The 19,153-nt window shown below is 65.6% G+C and carries 16 protein-coding genes; 2 read left to right on the top strand and 14 right to left on the bottom strand.

Annotated elements, in window-relative coordinates; translation table 11 throughout:
* Window positions 1-215: 215 nt before the first annotated feature.
* The 10 genes from murA to rpsT all read right to left on the bottom strand — a co-directional run bounded on the left by murA (window position 216) and on the right by rpsT (window position 14,510).
* A complete protein-coding gene (gene murA / locus DCM80_RS12505; RefSeq protein WP_257197240.1) occupies window positions 216-1,511 on the bottom strand; it encodes a UDP-N-acetylglucosamine 1-carboxyvinyltransferase in 1,296 nt (431 codons plus the stop codon).
* A 244-nt stretch (window positions 1,512-1,755) separates the two neighbouring features.
* Window positions 1,756-2,223, bottom strand: a complete 468-nt coding sequence (locus DCM80_RS12500) for a hypothetical protein (RefSeq protein ID WP_257197239.1) — start codon at window positions 2,221-2,223, stop codon at window positions 1,756-1,758.
* Between the two features lie 274 nt (window positions 2,224-2,497).
* Entirely contained in the window at window positions 2,498-4,933 is a 2,436-nt protein-coding gene (gene gyrB, locus DCM80_RS12495; protein WP_257197238.1) for a DNA topoisomerase (ATP-hydrolyzing) subunit B, read from the bottom strand.
* 344 nt (window positions 4,934-5,277) lie between these two features.
* Window positions 5,278-7,437, bottom strand: a complete 2,160-nt coding sequence (locus DCM80_RS12490; RefSeq protein WP_257197237.1) for a hypothetical protein — start codon at window positions 7,435-7,437, stop codon at window positions 5,278-5,280.
* 142 nt (window positions 7,438-7,579) lie between these two features.
* On the bottom strand, window positions 7,580-8,323 hold the full coding sequence (locus DCM80_RS12485; RefSeq protein ID WP_257197236.1) for a hypothetical protein: 744 nt from the start codon (window positions 8,321-8,323) through the stop codon (window positions 7,580-7,582).
* Window positions 8,324-8,433: 110 nt separating this feature from the next.
* Entirely contained in the window at window positions 8,434-9,570 is a 1,137-nt protein-coding gene (gene recF / locus DCM80_RS12480; RefSeq protein ID WP_257197235.1) for a DNA replication/repair protein RecF, read from the bottom strand.
* 90 nt (window positions 9,571-9,660) lie between these two features.
* On the bottom strand, window positions 9,661-10,026 hold the full coding sequence (locus DCM80_RS12475; RefSeq protein ID WP_257197234.1) for an endonuclease domain-containing protein: 366 nt from the start codon (window positions 10,024-10,026) through the stop codon (window positions 9,661-9,663).
* A 117-nt stretch (window positions 10,027-10,143) separates the two neighbouring features.
* The gene (gene dnaN / locus DCM80_RS12470; RefSeq protein WP_257197233.1) at window positions 10,144-11,262 is read right to left on the bottom strand and encodes a DNA polymerase III subunit beta; all 1,119 of its coding nucleotides are present in this window, start codon (window positions 11,260-11,262) and stop codon (window positions 10,144-10,146) included.
* A 267-nt stretch (window positions 11,263-11,529) separates the two neighbouring features.
* Complete coding sequence (gene dnaA, locus DCM80_RS12465) at window positions 11,530-12,939, bottom strand: chromosomal replication initiator protein DnaA (protein ID WP_257197232.1); 1,410 nt, start codon at window positions 12,937-12,939, stop codon at window positions 11,530-11,532.
* A 1,304-nt stretch (window positions 12,940-14,243) separates the two neighbouring features.
* A complete protein-coding gene (rpsT, locus tag DCM80_RS12460) occupies window positions 14,244-14,510 on the bottom strand; it encodes a 30S ribosomal protein S20 (protein ID WP_027563963.1) in 267 nt (88 codons plus the stop codon).
* A gap of 379 nt (window positions 14,511-14,889) precedes the next feature.
* Between rpsT and DCM80_RS12455 the strand changes: the two genes are divergently transcribed.
* Together DCM80_RS12455 and DCM80_RS12450 are read left to right on the top strand one after the other, a co-directional pair.
* The gene (locus DCM80_RS12455; RefSeq protein ID WP_028133689.1) at window positions 14,890-15,207 is read left to right on the top strand and encodes a hypothetical protein; all 318 of its coding nucleotides are present in this window, start codon (window positions 14,890-14,892) and stop codon (window positions 15,205-15,207) included.
* Between the two features lie 212 nt (window positions 15,208-15,419).
* On the top strand, window positions 15,420-16,166 hold the full coding sequence (locus DCM80_RS12450; RefSeq protein WP_257197231.1) for a polysaccharide biosynthesis/export family protein: 747 nt from the start codon (window positions 15,420-15,422) through the stop codon (window positions 16,164-16,166).
* Window positions 16,167-16,317: 151 nt separating this feature from the next.
* Here the strand turns inward: DCM80_RS12450 and DCM80_RS12445 are convergent, their stop codons facing one another.
* The 4 genes from DCM80_RS12445 to DCM80_RS12430 all read right to left on the bottom strand — a co-directional run bounded on the left by DCM80_RS12445 (window position 16,318) and on the right by DCM80_RS12430 (window position 18,932).
* A complete protein-coding gene (locus DCM80_RS12445; RefSeq protein ID WP_257197230.1) occupies window positions 16,318-16,800 on the bottom strand; it encodes a hypothetical protein in 483 nt (160 codons plus the stop codon).
* A gap of 204 nt (window positions 16,801-17,004) precedes the next feature.
* Window positions 17,005-17,676: a dienelactone hydrolase family protein gene (locus tag DCM80_RS12440; protein WP_257197229.1), complete on the bottom strand. Its 672-nt coding sequence runs from the start codon at window positions 17,674-17,676 to the stop codon at window positions 17,005-17,007.
* Between the two features lie 113 nt (window positions 17,677-17,789).
* A complete protein-coding gene (locus DCM80_RS12435) occupies window positions 17,790-18,131 on the bottom strand; it encodes a hypothetical protein (RefSeq protein ID WP_257197228.1) in 342 nt (113 codons plus the stop codon).
* Between the two features lie 24 nt (window positions 18,132-18,155).
* Complete coding sequence (locus tag DCM80_RS12430; RefSeq protein WP_257197227.1) at window positions 18,156-18,932, bottom strand: alpha/beta fold hydrolase; 777 nt, start codon at window positions 18,930-18,932, stop codon at window positions 18,156-18,158.
* Window positions 18,933-19,153: the final 221 nt, after the last annotated feature.

Below are 19,153 nucleotides of genomic sequence, written 5' to 3'. Positions count from 1 at the left end.
CGCGCGACGAAAACATGGCCTCAGCCAACAGCTCGGTGCCGTAGGGTGGGCAAAGGCGCATTTGCGCCGTGCCCACCACCTCTCCAATATTGCAGCAGACGCGTGGGCACGCTTCCGCCTTCGCTCTGCGAGCTACGGCGGACAAGTCGCTTTGCCCACCTGACGATACTGTGCGCTTCGCGCCACCTTCTCCCGCACGGGGAGAAGAAAGGGCCTCAGCCCTTCCTGTCCGGCACGCGCTTGATCTTGGCGCCGAGCGCGTTCAGCCGTTCCTCGATGCGCTCGTAGCCGCGCTCGATCTGGTCGGCGTTGTTGATGGTGGAGGTGCCCTGGGCGCACACGGCCGCCAGCAGCATCGCCATGCCGGCGCGGATGTCGGGCGAGGTCATGGTCGCGCCGTGCAGGCGGCTGGGGCCGGCGATGATCGCGCGGTGCGGGTCGCACAGCACGATGCGCGCGCCCATCGCGATCAGCTTGTCGACGAAGAACATCCTGGATTCGAACATCTTCTCGAACATCAGGATGACGCCCTCGCATTGCGTGGCGGTGACGATCGCGATCGACATCAGGTCGGCCGGGAAGGCCGGCCAGGGCTGGTCCTCCAGCTTCGGCACGTGCCCGCCGAAATCGTCCTGGATCTTCAATGTCTGATTGGACGGCACGATGAGATCGTCGCCCTCGACGCGGCAGACGATGCCGAGCCGCTCGAAGCCCATGCGGATCGAGCGCAGATGCTCGACGCCGGCGCGTGTGATGCGCAACGGAGAGCGCGTCACCGCGGCAAGCCCGATCAGCGAGCCGACCTCGATATGGTCGGGCTGGATCCGGTAGGTCGCTTCGCCCAGCGTCGCCGGCCCGTGCACGATCATGGTATTGGTACCGATGCCCTCGATCCTGGCGCCGAGTGCGACCAGGAAGTTGGCGAGATCCTGCACGTGCGGCTCCGAGGCCGCATTGCGCAAGTACGTGACGCCGTCTGCGGCGACCGCGGCCACCAGCGCGTTCTCGGTCGCGGTGACGCTCGGCTCGTCCAGGAACACGTCGGCACCGGCAAGCTTGGGCGCGCGGAACTCGAGCCGGTCGGTCGCCGTGACCCTTGCTCCCAGTTGCTCCAGCGCCAGCACGTGGGTGTCGAGCCGGCGGCGGCCGATCACATCGCCTCCCGGCGGCGGCAGCATCACTTCGCCGCAGCGGGCGAGCAGGGGGCCGGCGAGCAGGATCGAGGCGCGGATCCGCACGCACAGTTCGGGGTCGAGATCGGCGGCGCGGATGCTCTTGGCGTGGATATTGAGCGTATTGCGGGCGGTCCATTCCGCCGTGGCACCGACCGAGCGGATCAGTTCGACCAGCGTCTCCGTGTCGCGGATGCGCGGCACGTTCTCCAGCGTCACCGGGTGCTCGGTGAGCAGCGCCGCGGCGATGATCGGCAGCGCCGAATTCTTGTTGCCGGACGGCTCGATCGACCCCGAGAGCCGGTGACCGCCCTCGACGATGTATTGGATGGGCGCCACGTGGTTCTCGCTGTCCTGTTGGTGGGCGGGCTGTTTCGGCGGAAACTACAGAGAATTGAGCGCGGGAGCAATTGTGCCGGGGCGCGGTTCGGGGTCGTTCGGATGCAACTGCAAGACCTCATGGTGAGGAGCGCGGAACGCGCGTCTCGAACCGTGAAGGCCCGTATGTCGCCGCGGCCATCCCCACGAGACGCCCGTGGCGCGGGCTCCTCGGGATGAGGTCGGAGCTTGTGACGAACGGCCGCTAGAACAGCCCGATGATATTCCCGATCACATACAGGATTGCGATCAGGATCAGCACACCCATCATGAAGAACGAGATCTCGATCGCGATGGCGCCGGTGCCGAGTGTGGCGGCGACGGCGGCAAGCAGCCGCTCCTCCCGGAAGATCAGCGAGAGAACCGAGAACAGGATAGCGATCAGGCCGAGCGAGATTGCGGCGACCGAGGCGGTTTCACTCCAGCTTCGTCCAGCCGACTTTTCGACCTTCGGAGCCTGATATTCCACTCCTTTCACCTTCGCGACGATGCGGTCCTTGATGCGATGGCCGGTGTCGACGATCACCTTGTCTGCCGGCGGCGGCGGAAACACGATCGGCACCACCCAATGCGGCAACACGGCGGCAATCAGCGCCAGCACGCCGACAATGCTGCCGATGATACCGAGGCGGCGTGAGGGTGCAGTGGAACTGGGCGTTGCAGAGGCGATCATGACGTGAGGCGTCCCGGCCGGAATTGGCCAACGGGTTCATGCCACTTCGTCGCGATGGCGCGTGGTGAGGTTCAGGGCAGTGCCGCCATGCTGGTGGTGCGCTCCCTCCCCCGCTTGCGGGGGAGGGCGGGGGAGAGGGTGTCTCCACAACGGGACAGTCCCCTCGAGGATAAAGCCCTCACCCGCCACGCTCTGCGAGCGCGTCGACCTCTCCCGCAAGCGGGAGAGGTGCAGCGAGTGCTTGGCTGACAGATCGGGCTAAGCCCAACCGGCCTCAAATATCGATCGTCGCGCTGAGCGAGTGTTCCTGGATGAAGTCGCGGCGCGGCTCGACCACGTCGCCCATCAGCTTGGTGAAGATGTCGTCGGCCTCGTCGACCTCCTTGACCTTCACCTGCAGCAGCGAGCGCACGTCGGTGTTGAGCGTCGTCTCCCAGAGCTGCTCCGGGTTCATCTCGCCGAGGCCTTTGTAGCGCTGCAGCGTGATGCCCTTGCGGCCGGCGTCGGTGACCGCCTCGAACAGGTCGGCCGGGCCGTAGACCATGTGCTCGACATCCCTGCGCCGCAGCTTGCCGGGGCGGGCGTAAACATCCTGAAGCTTCACCGTGTACTCGTCGAGCTTGCGGGCCTCGGCGGACCCCAGGAAAGCGTCGTCGATGACAGCGGCTTCCTTGACGCCGCGCACGGTGCGCTCGAACTGGAAGCCCTGGCCTTCCACATATTGCCCGATCCAGCCGCGCTCGACCTCCTCGGCCTGGTTGTCCAGCCGGCCTGCGATGTATTGTGCCGCGGCCGCGGCTTTCTCGGGGTCGCCGTAGATCGCCTTGTTCAGCACGCCGGTGATGGCGGCCTGCTCGATCACCTTGCGGTTATAGCGGCTGTGCAGATTGCGCAGGATGCTGCGGACCACGCGGGCGTCGTCGACCAGCGAGCGCAGGTCGCGGCCGGTGCGGTCGCCGCCGCTGCCGGGAATGAAGACGCAATCGTCGAGCCCGGCGTCGATCAGATAGTCTTCCAGCGCCCGCTCGTCCTTCAGGTACTGCTCGGACTTGCCGCGTGAGACCTTATAGAGCGGCGGCTGGGCGATATAGAGATAGCCGCCGTCGATGATGTCCCGCATCTGCCGGTAGAAGAAGGTCAGCAGCAGCGTGCGGATGTGGGCGCCGTCGACGTCGGCGTCCGTCATCACGATGATCTTGTGATAGCGCAGCTTCTCGATCGAGAACTCGTCGCTGATGCCGGTGCCGAGCGCGGTGATCAGCGTGCCGATCTGCTCGCTCGACAGCATCTTGTCGGGACGAACGCGTTCGACGTTCAAGATCTTGCCGCGGAGCGGCAAGACGGCCTGGAACTCGCGGTTGCGGCCCTGCTTGGCGCTGCCGCCTGCCGAATCGCCCTCGACGATGAAGAGCTCCGACTTGGCCGGATCCTTCTCCTGGCAGTCGGCGAGCTTGCCGGGGAGCGAGGAGACCGAGAGCGGACCCTTGCGGGTCAGCTCGCGCGCCTTTCGCGCGGCTTCGCGCGCGGCGGCGGCCTGGATCACCTTGCCGACGATCATCTTGGCCTCGGAGGGGTGCTCCTCGAACCAGGCCTGGAGCGCCTCGTTGAGCACGTTCTCGACCACGGGACGCACCTCCGAGGACACCAGCTTGTCCTTGGTCTGCGACGAGAACTTCGGATCGGGCACCTTCACCGACAAGACGGCGGTGAGGCCCTCGCGGCAATCGTCGCCGGTCAGCGCGATCTTCTCTTTCTTGGCGTTGGCCTCGGCATAGCCGTTGACCTGGCGCGTCAGCGCGCCGCGGAAACCGGCGAGATGGGTACCGCCGTCGCGCTGCGGGATGTTGTTGGTGAAGCACAGCACGTTCTCGTGGTAGCTGTCGTTCCACCACAGCGCCGCCTCGACACCGATGCCGTTGGCTTCCGCGCGCACCATGATCGGCGCCGGCACGATCGGGCTCTTGTTGCGGTCGAGATATTTGACGAATTCCTCGACGCCGCCGGAATAGTGCATCTCCTCGCGCTTCTCGACCGCATGGCGCATGTCGGAGAGGGCGATGTTGACGCCCGAATTGAGGAAGGCGAGCTCGCGCAGGCGATGCTCCAGCGTCGCGAAATCATATTCGACGTTCTTGAACGTGTCGGTCGAGGCGTGGAACGTCACCTCGGTGCCGCGCTTGCCCGGCGCGTCGCCGACGACCTTGAGCGGCGCCACGGCGTCGCCATGGGCGAACTCGATGTAGTGCTCCTTGTCGTCGCGCCAGATGCGAAGCTCCAGCTTGCTCGACAGCGCGTTGACGACGGAGACGCCGACGCCGTGCAGGCCGCCGGAAACCTTGTAGGAGTTCTGGTCGAACTTACCGCCGGCATGGAGCTGGGTCATGATGACCTCGGCCGCCGAGATGCCTTCGCCCTTGTGGATGTCGACCGGAATGCCGCGGCCGTCGTCGCGCACGGTGACGGAATTGTCGGCATTGAGGATCACGTCAACGCGCGTGGCGTGGCCCGCCAGCGCTTCGTCGATCGCGTTGTCGACGACCTCGTAGACCATGTGGTGCAGACCCGAGCCGTCGTCGGTGTCGCCGATATACATGCCCGGGCGCTTGCGGACGGCATCGAGACCCTTGAGCACGCGGATCGATTCCGCACCGTATTCGCTCGGATTGGAGGGCTCGTTTTCGGCAGCGGGCTGCCGAGCTGGTTCTGTCATGAGAGGCCTTCGAATGTCGCCCGAATCAGCGGCGCAGAAGGCGCTGATTTGCGAGGCTATTTGTGCCATGAAAGCGGGCTAGCGCCTAGCGCAAAGTATGCTGCCGCAACCCTTTGACTAGATAGGGTTTTTCGGTCGGTTTTCAAGCCTTCAGAAGGCCGATTTGGGGCCCTGCAAAAAAGCGATTCGAGGGGTCGTTTTGGGGCCCTGAAAGGCGTGGATTTTGCGGGGGCGTGACGTCGTCCCAGGTGCCGGTCGGAGCATCTCTCTTGGCGAAGTTCTTGGCACGACCCGCGCCCACTCCCGCTCGCAAGCGGGACAGGGACGCGGCGCCTTTGTGGCGCTCAATACATCTGCAGCGGCAGCACGTCGCCGCTCGGGCCCACCATGAGGCCCCAGATGTCGCCGGCGGCCACGGTGAGCGTGTCGGTGCGGGTGGGCTGCCCCTGCGTGCGCACCGCGTATTGGTACTTGCCTGGTGGCAGATCGAGCATCGGGCCTTTCGGCGCTTGCGGGCCGCCGGCACCGGCCGCGATCTTCACCGCCTGCTTGTTGATCGTCAGCGAGGCTTCCTTCGGGCCCATGTTGCCGAGCATCACCCGGGCCTGCCCTGCCTTCGGCATGATGTCGGCCTTCACGGCGACATCCGCGTTCTTCTGCTCCAGACTGACCGTGGTCTCGCCCTTGGTCCGGCCGAGCTTGAGCACGGCCGGGCCTTGCGGCCAGGTGAAATCGATCTGCGCGCGGTCTGCGGACACCGCCGCGCCGTCGGTCTTTTCCTGCCAGCCGAGCTTGGACAGCTCCGCGCGGTAGAAGGCGAGGACGTCCTGGAGCGGAGCGGGGATGCTGGCCGTCAGCTCGCGGCGGAGCGGGGCCTCGCCGCCGGGGATCTTGGTGGTGGCAAGCGATTTCGACGAACGCTGCGTCGGCACGGGCAGCTGGGATTCGGTGTCGAGCTTGAGCGGCTCGGAGGATGGGGCCTGCACCTCCGGGATGGCCGCCGGCTTCGCCGTGGCGATCACCAGGCCCGATCCGCTGGCGCTCACGTTCACCTTCGGGCCCATCTGCATCACGGTCATCGAGATCGACTTGCCACCCCTGGCGAATTCCATCACCGCCATGTTGGGCTGGTTGATCACGGAGGGCTGCTCCTTCCAGCCGACGGGCTTGAGCGATGCGCGATAGAACGCGGTGAGCGCCTTCACGCTCGACGCCGAGGAGAATTCCAGCCGGCCGTCGCCGCCTTCGAATTTCACGCCTTCGGCGTTTTCGGGCAGCGGCACCGGCGTCGTGCCGTCGGCAAGCGCTCTGAGCGGTGTGTCCGGGAGGGAGGCGGCCTGGGCTTTTCGCCGGGCTTCATCGGCAGCAATGAGCTGCTGGGCCGCCCCCAAGGCATCGCCGAGGAACCTTGCGTCTGCCTCCTTCTTCGCCTTGGCGCGGGCGGCAAGCGCGGATTCCTTCACCTGCGCGGTCAGGCTGACCATGGTGAAATCATACTTGCGGCCAAGCCGCAGCACGCCGCTTTCCTCGGCGTTGGAGATCCTGATCGCGACGTCGTCGCCGGCGGCGAGCGGCGCGTTGCCATCCTCTCGCCAGCCGCGCGCGGCGAGCTCGCGCTGATAGAAGGCGAGCACGGCGGGCAGCTCGGCTATCGCGGCGGCCGACATCTCGCGCGTGTTGGAGCTGGCGCTGCCGAGGCTCCTTGCCGATCTGGTCGGCTTGGGCCGCGGCAACCCGGCCATGTCATCGTCGGCCTTGAGCTCTTGAGGCAGCGCGAACGGCGCCACCCTGATCTCGACGTTGGTGCGGCCGTCGTCGCGGCGCGTCAAGGTCAGCATGACCGGCTTCTGCTTGTAGAACTGCGTCGTGTCGCCGCCGGGATGATCGAAGAAGACACGCAGGCCGTTCGGCACCGTCTCGCCGAGATCGGCATTCGGCCAGCGCGCCGCCGTGTCGGGCGTGAGCTTGCGCCAGCCGATCGCCGCCATCTCCTTGGCGAACAATTCCGACGTCGCATCGAGCGCGCCGGGCGCGATGCAGCCGAGATAGGGCCGGGTCTCGTCGAACACGAGGTTCGTCGCGCCGTCCGGAAAGGGGACGTTCGCATAGATCCGGTTCGGCGTGTAGGACACCGCGGATTGATCGGGGCGCCCGCGCGCCTGGGTGAAGGAGACGCGCAGCCCCTGCCGTCCCTTCTTGAAGGTCAGCGCGGCGCTCCTCTCATCCAGCGGATAGACATAGGGCACCCAGCCGTCGGCGCTGAGCAGCTTCCTGGCGGCGTCCGACGCTGCGCTAACGGCGCTCGGCACCGTATAGACCACGCGATGGGTGTCGGGGCGCGAGGTGTCCTCCATCGCGCCATCGAGCCGCGGTAGCGTATGGACGTCGACGATGCCCTCGTCGGCCGCGCCCGCAGGACGCGCAATGCCCGCCATTGCGAGAATGCCGCAGGTCAGCAGCAGCCATCTGGCCGGGACTTGCGCCCCAAGCGGGATCATCGGCATGGTCAAAACTCCTGGATATCGCGCGGGCCGCCATGCCCTGCGCAGCAGGCTGCGGCGCCGTCGGCGCGCGGCTTCAGACCAGAAGTCGCGGCGGGAACCCGAGAGGTTCAACAGGCGCCGATGCCGGAATGTGAAGCGGCGCTCAGTACAGCTGAAGCGGTGGCCACGCCTCTCCGTCGGGCCCGACCGTGAGCTCCCAGGTATCGCCGGCTGCGACGGTGAGCATGTTCGTGGTGGCTCGACGGCCGGGCATGCTCAATCCGTAGGAATATTTGCCGGGCATCAGATCCAGCGCGATGGCGCCGGCACCGGCGGGGCGCGCAATGCTTCGCTCGTTGATGGTGAGGACGGCCTCGCTCGCGCTGATATTGCTGAAGACCAGCTTCGACTGACCAGGCTCGGGCAGGACGTTCGCGCGTGTCGCGACATCCAGATTCTTCTGCACGAGCTGGACCGAGGTGCTGTCGCGGTTGCGGGCGAGCGCCAGCGCCGCAGGTCCGACCGGCGAGACGTAGGCGAGGCGCGCGTGATCGGCCTCGATCGCAGAATCATGCTGTTGTTCCTGCCAGCCGAGCTTTTGAAGCTCGGTACGATAGAAGGCGAGAACATCGCCGAGCGCTGCGGGCACGCGCGCTTCGAGCTTGATCCGGAGCGGAGCCTCGAGGCCCGGCATCATGGTGGTGTGGATGCCGCGATAGAGGTAGCGGGTCGGCGCGGGCAGCCTAGCATCGGGATCCGGCGTGAGCGCGGCCGAGAACAGCGGCGGCAGATTCGACACGAAGGCGCCGGCGCTTGCCGCGAGCAAGCAGCTTGCGATGAGCGCAAGACCGCACGCGAACAGCTGCCATCGTGCCGGAGCTTGCGCCCCATGCCTCACCGTCGTCATGCCCATGCTCCAAGGATATCGCGCCTGTCCGAGATATTCGCGCGATGGCCGCGTGTTGCGGCCTCAAGCAGCTAGTCGCTGACGGAAACGGGCGGGTTCAACGCGGCGGCCTAGCCTCTGGCCGAGACTCGTCCGCTCTCGACGTCAAACACTTCGCCTCCGGCGCCGATCTCGGCGAAGGCCGCAGGGTCCGCGCCGGTCAGCCACACCTGCGCGCCAAGCTTCTTCAGCTCGCCGAACAGCGCGGCACGCCTGCTGGGGTCGAGATGCGCCACGACCTCGTCGAGCAGCAGCAGCGGCACGATGCCGGTCATCTCGGCGACCAGGCTCGCATGCGCCAGCACGAGGCCGATCAGCAGCGCCTTCTGCTCGCCGGTCGAGGCGTCGCGCGCCGGCATGCTCTTCGGCGCGTAGATCACCTGCAGGTCGGTGAGATGCGGGCCGTCGGTGGTGCGGCCGGCGATGGCATCGCGCGGGCGGTTGTCGCGCAGGATCTGGCGATAGCGGTCCTCGACCGAGGTCGCGGTCTCGTGAAGCAGCGCATTCTCCATCCAGCCGTCGAGCGCGATCTGCGCCGAGGGGAAGGCGGAGGCCTGCGCGCGCGCGTTGAGCATGCCGGTGAGACGCGCAGCAGTCTGGCCGCGCGTGGCCGCGACCGCGACCGCAAGCTCCGCGGTCTCGCGCTCGATCGCGTCACACCAATGGTCGTCGTAATTGCGGGTCTCCAGCAGGCGGTTGCGCGATCGCAGGGAGCGCTCCAGCGCGTTGATACGGCTGGAATGCTCGCTGTCGATGGCGAGCACCAGGCGGTCGAAGAAGCGCCGCCGCTCGGACGCCGCGCCCATGAACAGCCCGTCCATCGCCGGCGTCAGCCACACCATGCGGATGTGGTCGCCGAAGGCTGCCGCCGAACCCACCGGCTCGCGGTCGATGCGGCAGCGCCGGCTCACCGCGCTGTCGGGCCGCGGTGCATCGATGCCGGTGCCGAGCGTGGCCAGCCCCAGCGCGCCCTCGACCTGCGCCGACACCGCCCAGGAGCCGTCGCCCTGGTTGTCGGCGACGTCTTCCAGCGGGGCACGCCGCAGGCCGCGTCCCGGCGACAGGAACGAGATCGCCTCGATGCAATTGGTCTTGCCCGCCCCGTTCGGCCCGACCAGCGCCACCAGGTCAGCCGCCGTCTCGAGCCCCGCCGCCCGATAATTGCGAAAATGCGTCAGCGTCAGGCGATGAATGCGGGAGGGGGTCATGTGGCTTCTGTCATTGCCGGGCTTTACTTCCCTCCCCCCTTGTGGGGGAGGGTGGCGCCTCACGCAGTGAGGCGACGGGTGAGGGGTATCTTACCGCCCGGCAAGCTTTGCAAGGATATCCTCCAACACGGAAGTGGACCGCTGAAGCACGTCATTGTTCCAGTAGCGCGCGATGGCAAAGTCTTCAGTAGACAGAGCTACGTCACGATCCGCATCGCTTCGTGATTCTGCGTGCTGGCTTCCGTCGACTTCGATCACGAGCCGCTTGTCGAAGCAGACGAAGTCGAGAATGTAGTTTCCGAACGGGACTTGCCGGCGAAACTTGTATGCCGACATGCGGCGGTCTCTGAGCAGACGCCACATCGCCGCTTCGGCATCCGTCGGCGCGTGCCGCATGTTCTTCGCGAACTGGCGGAGATTTTTGGGGACCGGCCGATGGGATGGATCTTGCGGCACTAACCCCTCACCCGACCGAGTCTATGTCCTCCAGCGGAACTGCCCTCTCCCACAAGGGGAGAGGGCACAGCAATGCGGATCGCGCTCTTGTTGAGAGGAAAAGCCGCTGCTTCATCCTCACACCCGCATCGGCATCAGCACGTACAGCGCGCTCTTGTCGTCGCGGTCCTGCACCAGGGTCGGCGAGCCGGGGTCGGCGAGGCGGAGCGTTGCGACGTCGCCTTCGATCTGGGCGGCGATGTCGAGCAGGTAGCGGGAGTTGAAGCCGATATCGAGGGCGTCGGAGGCGTATTCGACCTCGAGCTCTTCGGTCGCGCTGCCGGAATCCGGATTGGTCACCGACAGCACCAGCTTGCCCGGCGACAGCGACAGCTTGACGGCGCGCCCGCGTTCGCTGGAGATGGTGGAGACGCGGTCGACCGCGTTCTCGAAATCCTTCTTGTCGACGACGAGCTCCTTGTCGTTGCCTTGCGGGATGACGCGGCCGTAATCGGGGAAGGTGCCGTCGATCAGTTTCGAGGTCAGCACGACGTTGCCGATCGTGAAGCGGATTTTTGCCTGCGACAGTTCGATCGTCATCTCTGCGTCGGTGTCCTCGATCAGGCGCTGCACCTCGCCGACGGTCTTGCGCGGCACGATCACGCCGGGCATGCCCTCGGCGCCCTTGGGCTGCACCAGGTCGAGCTGGGCGAGGCGGTGGCCGTCGGTGGCGACGCCGCGCAGGGTGGCGGCCTTCGCCGTGCCGGCGGCGTGCAGATAGATGCCGTTGAGGTAATAGCGCGTCTCCTCGGTGGAGATCGCGAACTGGGTGCGGTCGATCAGCCGCTTGATGTCCTTGGCGGCGAGCGAGAAGGAATGCGACATCTCGCCGGCGGCCAGATCCGGGAAGTCGTTCTCCGGCAGCGTCTGCAGCGTGAAGCGCGAGCGGCCGGCGCGGATCGCCAGCACGGCGCGGTCGCCGTCGGCCTCCAGCACGATCTGCGAACCATCCGGCAGCTTGCGCACGATGTCGTAGAACATGTGGGCCGGCACGGTGGTGGAGCCGGCCGTTGCGGTTTCCGCAGGCAGCGTCTCCGTCACCTCGAGGTCGAGGTCGGTCGCCTTCAGCGACAGCTTGGCGTTCTCGGCCCGGACCAGCACGTTGCCGAGGATCGGAATCGTGTTGCGGCGCTCGACGACGCGGTGGACATGGCCCAGCGACTTCAGCAGTTGCGCGCGTTCGACCGTAACCTTCATTGCACTACTCGCCCGATCCCCAAGGAAACAACGTTGGAAAACGCCGGGCGGCGGGACGCGCGCCACGGCACCGAAGACCCCGAAAAGCCGGATCATCCAGCCGATATGACCAAAGCTGTCAGGGTCGCGCAAGGTGGCGCGGAAAGCCATCCGATTCAAGGGATTGGGGGCCAGTTCCGCACGATTCCCACGATTTACCGCCCAGACGAAAACCGCCGCACGGGCGAGGCCGGGGCGGCGGCAGGGTGGCAGGATCGCCTTAGGCGTTTATTCCTGGAGCTGGCGCTTCAGCGACTCCACTTCCTCCGACAGCGCGGTGTCCTTGGAGACCAGCGCCTCGATCTTGCGCACGGCGTGCAGCACGGTGGTGTGGTCGCGCCCGCCGAAGCGGCGGCCGATTTCCGGGAGCGAGCGCAGGGTCAGCGTCTTGGCGAGATACATCGCCACCTGCCGTGGCCGGACCACGTTGGCGGTGCGGCGCGAGGACAAGAGGTCGGAGCGGCTGACATTGTATTGCCGCGCCACCACGCGCTGGATGTCCTCGATCTTGATCCGCTTCGGCTCCTGCGGCCGCACCAGGTCACGCACCTCGTGCTCCGCCATCTCCAGCGTCACCGGCCGGTTGTTGAGCTTGGAGTGCGCGAGCAGACGGTTGATCGCGCCTTCGAGGTCGCGGCCGTTATGGGTGATGGTGCGCGCCAGATAATGCAGCACCTCCTCGGGCACCTCGAACGTCGCATGATGGGTGCGGGCGGCCGCGACGCGCGACTTGAGGATGCCGTGGCGGAGCTCCTCGCCGAGCGAGCCCATCTCGACCACGAGGCCGCCGGCGAGCCGCGAGCGCACGCGATCGTCGAGGCTTTCGAGGTCGGACGGCGGACGGTCGGCCGCGATCACGACCTGGCGGCCGGCGTCGATCAGCGCGTTCAGCGTGTGACAGAACTCGGCCTGGGTCGACTTGCCCTGCAGGAACTGGAGATCGTCGATCACGAGCACGTCGATGCCGCGCAGCGCCTCCTTGAAGGCCAGCGCCGTCTGCGTCTTCAGCGCGGCGACGAAGCCGTACATGAATTTTTCCGCAGTCAGGTACAGCACCTTGCGCTCGTTACCGGAATTGCCGGCCCAGGTCACGGCCTGCAGCAGATGCGTCTTGCCGAGGCCGACGCCGGCATGGATGTAGAGCGGGTTGAACATGACGGGATCGCCGCGGCGGCCTTCCGCGACCTGACGCGCAGCCGCATGCGCCAGCGTGTTGGAGCGGCCGACCACGAAGCTCGCGAAGGTCAGGCGCGGATCGAGCGGCGAGCCGCCGAGCGCGTCGTGATTGGCCGAGACCGGCGCGGTTGCGGTCGAGCGCAGCTCCGGCGCGGGCACGCGCCGCGTCTCGACCGGCGCCGGCGCGTCCTTCGGCTGCGTCACCGGGCGCACGGCCGAACGCACCGTGAGGTCGATGCGATGAACTTCCGGCATCTCGGCCTGCCAGCACGACAGCACGCGCTCGGCGTAATGGGCCTGGATCCAGCTCTTCAGGAAGCGCGTCGGCACCGAGAGCCGCACGCTCTCCTCCTGCACGCCTTCCAGATCCATGCGTGCAAACCAGCTCGTGTAGACGTCTTCGCCAACGCTCGAGCGCAGCCGACCCTTCACGCGTGACCAGCGATCCTGTTCCATTGTCATCGTCAGAAAACTTCTCTTGAGAGATTTAGTTGCGTGGTGAGCGCCATGCAGAGTTCCTGCCGTCAGGGGTTCTGTCATGGGGCGACCTCAGAGCGAGTCCATCGTCAGACATGGCTCCGCCGTTCGGCGCGAACGCCGCGTCCGGTCAGCGATGTCAGAGATGGAGGGTTCGCGAGGTCAGCGCGTACTCGGCGCTCCGTCACACGCGGGAGGCTGGAGGTCGGACTGATCTAAACCGGCATCGTTCGAAGAGAAGACGTGTTTCAATACCGCGTTGAGTCCGTAAGACATGATACCTCCCCGTCCTGCCGTGATTGCTCACGACAAGGTCCTGCGTGTCCAAAAGACAGCCGCGGCGTACGATGTCGCGGATGCCTGCCCGTTCGAATGTCCGCTCGACTTCGCCACCTTGCGTGCCGGGATAGCTTTGCGATGTCCCTCATATGCGCCTGGCACAAGGCGGGAAGATCCCGCTTGGAGACATTCAGACAAACAGCTACCATTCCCATATTGCTATGGGTTGTGAACCGACATCGCTTTTTGAAGCGTCGCCTACGTGCACACCGCCGCCGATTTGCACGCTCGCCCCGTTTCCTAAACCGCGCTGGTCTGAAGATCGTGGGCGCCGCTGACGACCTAAGGAATACACTAAGCGGAAAGACTCGCAACGAATTGATTCACACTTGAGCCACCAAAAAAACTTGACGTCGGTTAACGTCGCGCGCGACTTGTGCACAGGCTTCGGAGCAAGTTTTTGGATTCGTGCGCAGAATCGAGAACGCCGCACCTCATGTGACAATTCTCCGCCACCGCCAAAATTTTTTAACAAAATCTTCATGCGCCCGACGCGCGGACGAATTTTCCAAATGCTTGCGGTCGCTATGTCGATAAGTGATTAGCGAGACATCGTTTTTTGAGTCTCGTTTCGCAGGGTAACTCCCACGCTGTGTGTGTTCCGGTGAATCTACGGTGTGTAGAACTTTCGTTGCTTGCGGATTCAATTCGAGCCCGCGGCACAGTGGTTTTCGCAACGCGGTGAAGGTCTGCGCGGTTGCAAGACTGCTGTTGCAGAACATCGGCAGGTAGAACTACGGAACGAAGAATGGTGCAGGCGCTGCGAGCCCGCCGGTCGAGCGTCGATCGTGCGTGTCCGCTTTCCGTGTATCATGACAGGCAACAAAAAAGCCCGGCGCGGTGCCGGGCTGTTTGACGCGTGCGATGTGCGATCGATCCGTCGACCGGTCGGCCAGCCGTGACTTGCAGGCTGACCTGACGAGCTTGCTTGCCGAGCTTACTTGACGAATTTACTTGGCGAGCTTGGCGATCTGCGCGGTGAGGCGCGAGACTTTGCGGCTGGCGTTGTTCTTGTGAATGATGTTGCGCTGCGCGGCACGCATCAAGGCCGGCTCGGCATTCGCCAGTGCCTTCACGGCCGCGGCGCGGTCGCCGGTCGCGATGGCTTCCTCGACGGTCCGCACGGCACCGCGCATCTGGGTACGGCGCGACTTGTTGACGGCGGTGCGGCGGGCGATCTTGCGCGTCGCTTTCTTGGCGGAAGTGGTATTGGCCATGGTCTCAATATCCTTTGCGGGTACCGGTCGCGTCTTGGTCGGGTAGCGCCGGCTTGCTTGACCGCGGAATCGACGCTCGGATTTAGGGTGTTCGGTTGCTGGGCTGTCCCGGGAACATGAGGCCTCAAGGAGCCCTAAGCTCAAGTGGCCTGCAACTGCTCAAAGAACAGCGGCGGCAGGATTGCGCCCACCGCCAGTTGGCGCCCTTATAGAGAGGCTCTTCGGCACCGTCAACGCTTTCCGGGCTGGAAAAGCGGCCCCATGGCGCCCCAGGAGGCACTGTAACGCCCTGAAGAGGTTGAATTTCTGCCGTCGCCCGGTTATTGGCTGGCGGCGTCTTGTCCAGGTCCTCCGATCGGACGACCAAATAAGGTGAGGCATGATCCGCGGCTTTTTCCGACTGATTGGGCTGTTGCTGCTCGCCGGCGGGTTCATCTTCATGGTCTATGACGGCGCCCGCTGGGTGGCCGATCAGACCCTCAGGTTCACCCGGTTCGGCCAGTTCTGGAACGACATCAACCAGGCCAGCCAGTCGGCCTTCCGCACCTGGGTCGAGGCCAAGGCGCCCTGGCTCTGGACTTCGGTGATCCGCCTGCTGCTGGATCAGCCGGTCTTCGCCGTCCTCGGCATTCTCGGCATCCTGCTGATGATCCTGTTCCGGCCGCGGAAGCCGCTGATCGGCTATTCCCGGGATTGATCTTTGGCGGCACCGGCGTGTCCCGCCCGATCGGTGTCGGCGTAGGCGCTTAAGGCAAGCGCAAGCTCGGTGCACTTCTTCCGTTTGCAAGCGGGAGAGAGGGCGTATCGTGTCTGCATCGAGCCGCGTCGCGTCACAGCGCTCCCCGCAAACGCTTTATTAACCATAACCGGTGCATCACTGGAGCTGTCTCGTTTCGAGGGATAGGTCCGGTGCCAGTTGCACGCGCGTTTCGATCGTCGATCTCGGCAGTGGTCCTGACAGCGTCCGCCGCGCTGACCCTTGGCGGCTGCATGCAGACCGGGGGCCCCGTCGCGGTCATGCCACCGCGCGCCGACCTCGATTCCATGGCCTATGGCCAGCCCTACAATGCGCCGCAGCCGGTTGTTGTCGCCGACGGCGGCGGCGCCATCGGCGCGCTGCGCAACTCCTTCGCTTCGTCGCCCGCCCCCATGCCGGTCGGCTATGCTGTGCCGATGGCGGCGCCGGTGCGCTATGATGCCTCCTACCATCTCGACGCCGGCGACAAGCTCCGCGTCGTGGTCTACGGCCAGGAAGGTCTCACCAACAGCTACGCCATCGATGCCGGCGGCTCCATCACCATGCCGCTGATCGGCGCGGTGCCGGCCCGCGGCCGCACCACCGCCGGACTTGCCGGCGAGATCGCCGCGCGCCTGCGCAACGGCTACATCCGCGAGCCTTCGGTCGCGGTGGAGATCGAGTCCTATCGTCCCTTCTTCATCCTCGGCGAAGTCACCGCGCCCGGCCAATATCCTTACGTGCCGAACATGACGGTCGAGAGCGCGGTCGCGATCGCCGGCGGCTTCTCGCCCCGCGCCAAGCGCGACGTGGTCACCGTCACCCACACCGAGCGCGGCGGATCCATGCGCGCCGTGGTGCCGCTCGGCACGCCCTTGAACCCCGGCGACACCGTGTTCGTCGGCGAGCGCTGGTTCTAGGTTTCAGCCGAACTCTCTCTTCTCGTCATTCCGGGGCGCGCAAAAGCGCGAACCCGGAATCCATTTCTCCACCGACGCTGCCTCACGATGGTTTCCGGGCCTGCGCCTGTCGGCGCATCCCGGAATGACGGCGGGGGACGTCACCAGATTCCTACCTTCGAAAATCCAGCCGGCCGTTCGGAAAACATCCGTCGATCCGGCTAGCGTCGATCACCAGGCCGACCCATGGCCGCGTGATCGCCGGCGTGGTCATGTTGATGTATTTTCCGACCAGGCGAGCTGCGCCTTCGCGCGCGGCGTCGATCAGCCCGTGCCGGCGGCCATTGTCCCAGTCGAAGCGCAGATAGACCCGGCCGGCCGCGATGCGAATGTCCGCACGCCCCTGTTTCCACTTGTCCGGCGTATCGCCGGCAATGGTCGGATCGGCCCCGCCGTTCCAGCGGCTCGCCCATATGCCTTCGAGCGGATCGGATCGCGCTGCGATCGCTGCCCACGACGCCGCATTGTCGTCCGCGGCATCGCCGGGCAGCGAGGCCGTCGCGGCATAATCCATCACCTCGGAATCGTCGGGAGAAGGGACATCCATGGTTCCGAACGGATTGCGAATGACGAGATGCGTGATGGCTTGCTGCATGGCGATCTCCCGGCGTGAGTTGGCTTTGATCCGCCAGCTCTATCGCCGCGCGCCGCGCTGCAGCCACCCGATTCCCGCTCTCCTCACGTCATTCCGGGGTGCGCGCAGCGCGAGCCCGGACTCCATAACCACGATCGGGAGCATGGATTGCGGGCCTTCACCGCTTCGCGGCGCATCCCGGATGACAGAAGAGAAACGCAAGTCCTATCTCAAATGCTTCGCAAAGAACTCCATGCTGCGCGGCCAGGCGATGTCGGCGCTGGCCTTGTCGTAGCTGGCGCGCTCGTCGCAATGGAAGCCGTGCTGCGCGCCCGGATAGACGAAGACCTCGACCTCCGGCCGTTTCGACTTGATGGTCTCGACGTCGGTCAGGGGGATGCCCGCATCCTTCTCGCCGAAATGCAATTGGGTCGGCACCTTCGGCGTCTCCTCGGCAAAGCGAACGACGGCGCCGCCGTAATAGCCGATCGCGGCCTTCAGGCCGGTCAATCGCGTCGCCGCGACGAAGGCGATGCTGCCGCCCAGGCAAAAGCCGATGATGCCGACCGGGCCGATGCTCTTCACCGCGTCGATCGCCGCCTGCGTGTCGCGCAGCATCGCGGCCCAGTCCGGATTGGCAACGAACTTGCGCGCTTCGGCGACCTCATCGGGCGAATAGCCCGACTGGAAGTTCGGTGTCGTGCGGTCGAAGATCGACGGCGCGATCGCGACATAGCCTTCCCCGGCGAGGCGGTCGCAGACCGCGCGGATGTGGTGATTGACGCCAAAGATCTCCTGGATCACCACCACCGCGCCCTTTGGCGTGCCTGAGGGATCAGCGCGATAGGCGCCGATCTGGAAATTGTCGGAGGCCGTCAGCTTGATGTCCTGTCCCACGCGGGTTGTCCTTTTGGGTTGTTACGAACTCAGTCTCTCCCCTCATCCTGAGGAGCGCGCCCTTCGCGCGCGTCTCGAAGGATGGAAGGCCGAGATGCCGCAGCGGGCAACACCTACTCCCACATCCAGTTCTCGCCGTAATCCTCCTTCCATCCCGCCAGACGCCCCTGGCGGAATTGCAGGAATAGGCGGTGACGGTAGGGAATCAGGCCGCTGCCGCCGATGTTGCGCAGCGCGAGATAGATCTCGTTGCCGGGACGCCCGCGCACATATTGCAGCTTCTGTCCGAGGGCGCGCGCGGTCTCTTCGGTATCCATGCCGAAGGCGAGCGGAACGTTGTTGGACAAGGTCGCGACGAAGGGCCGGCGCGGCGGCGCCGCGCCGAACGGCTCGGCCTGCGCCGACGACGACAGCATCGCAGTCGTTGCGACGGCCGCGAAGATCGCTCGCATCATGTCTTGCGTCCCGGATTGCCTAGCCTATGCCGCAGGTTCTTCAGGCAAGTTCTTCAGGAAAGCCGAGACGGCGTCAAGAAAAGCCTTGGGCTGATCGATGTTGACGGCGTGACCGGCCGCGGGGATCACGACCTTTTGTGCCCCGGGGATTTTTGCGGCCATGTAGTCGGACGCGGCCAGGAACGGCGTGTCGTCGGCGCCGACCACGATCAGCGAGGGCACCTTGATGTCGGGCAGCAGCTCGATCACGCGGGCATCGCGCTGGGTCAGCATGCCGCGTGCGGCGAGCGAGTGTCCCTTGGCGTTGCGATGACTGGCGGCCGCGCGCTCGGGCGTTGCCGATTTCAGGACCTCGAGGCCCTCGCGATCGAGCCGGTCGGCGGTGGCGAGCGCCCGCGCATTCCAGGCCTCGCGCGCCTCGTCCTTCTTGAAACCGGGCCCGGTGTCGATGATCAGCAGCGCGCGGGTCCGCTCCGGATGGGCGCGATAGAACGCGAGCGACATGTAGCCGCCGAGCGACAATCCGCCGATGATCGCGCGCTCCGCACCGACCGCATCGAGGATCGCCGCCATGTCACCGACCGTGAGGGCCTCGCTGTACGCGCGGGGATCGTCGGGATAGTCGGACCGGCCGTGGCCGCGCATGTCCCACAGGATCAGCTTGTGCTCCCTGGCGAGCGCATCGACCTGGCCATGCCACATCGCCGACGTCGAGGAATAACCATGGGTGAGCAGCAGCGGCGGTCCCTCGCCGTGAACCTCGTAATAGATATTGACGCCGTCCCGATTGATCCCCGGCATGGTTTCCGTCCCTCTTGTCTCTTGCTCACTCTAGCGGCGAATGGCAGCGTAGGGGGCGCGAAAGCGCGAGAAATTGCCCTTTGTTTTCAATGCCATTCTACTGTGCATGGGGTTGTTTTTGCGGATTTCAGGCCCCGTATCGGAACCAAAACCCGTAAAATTGCACCGAATTCCCCAAGGTTCCATTGAGCACGCCTCTTAAGGGCCGGAGAACCTGATCC

The sequence above is a fragment of the Bradyrhizobium sp. WBOS08 genome (genome assembly GCF_024585125.1).
GTDB classification, from domain to species: domain Bacteria; phylum Pseudomonadota; class Alphaproteobacteria; order Rhizobiales; family Xanthobacteraceae; genus Bradyrhizobium; species Bradyrhizobium japonicum_B.
Note: the sequence above shows the minus strand (reverse complement) of the source record. Positions and strands in the feature narration are given on the sequence as shown.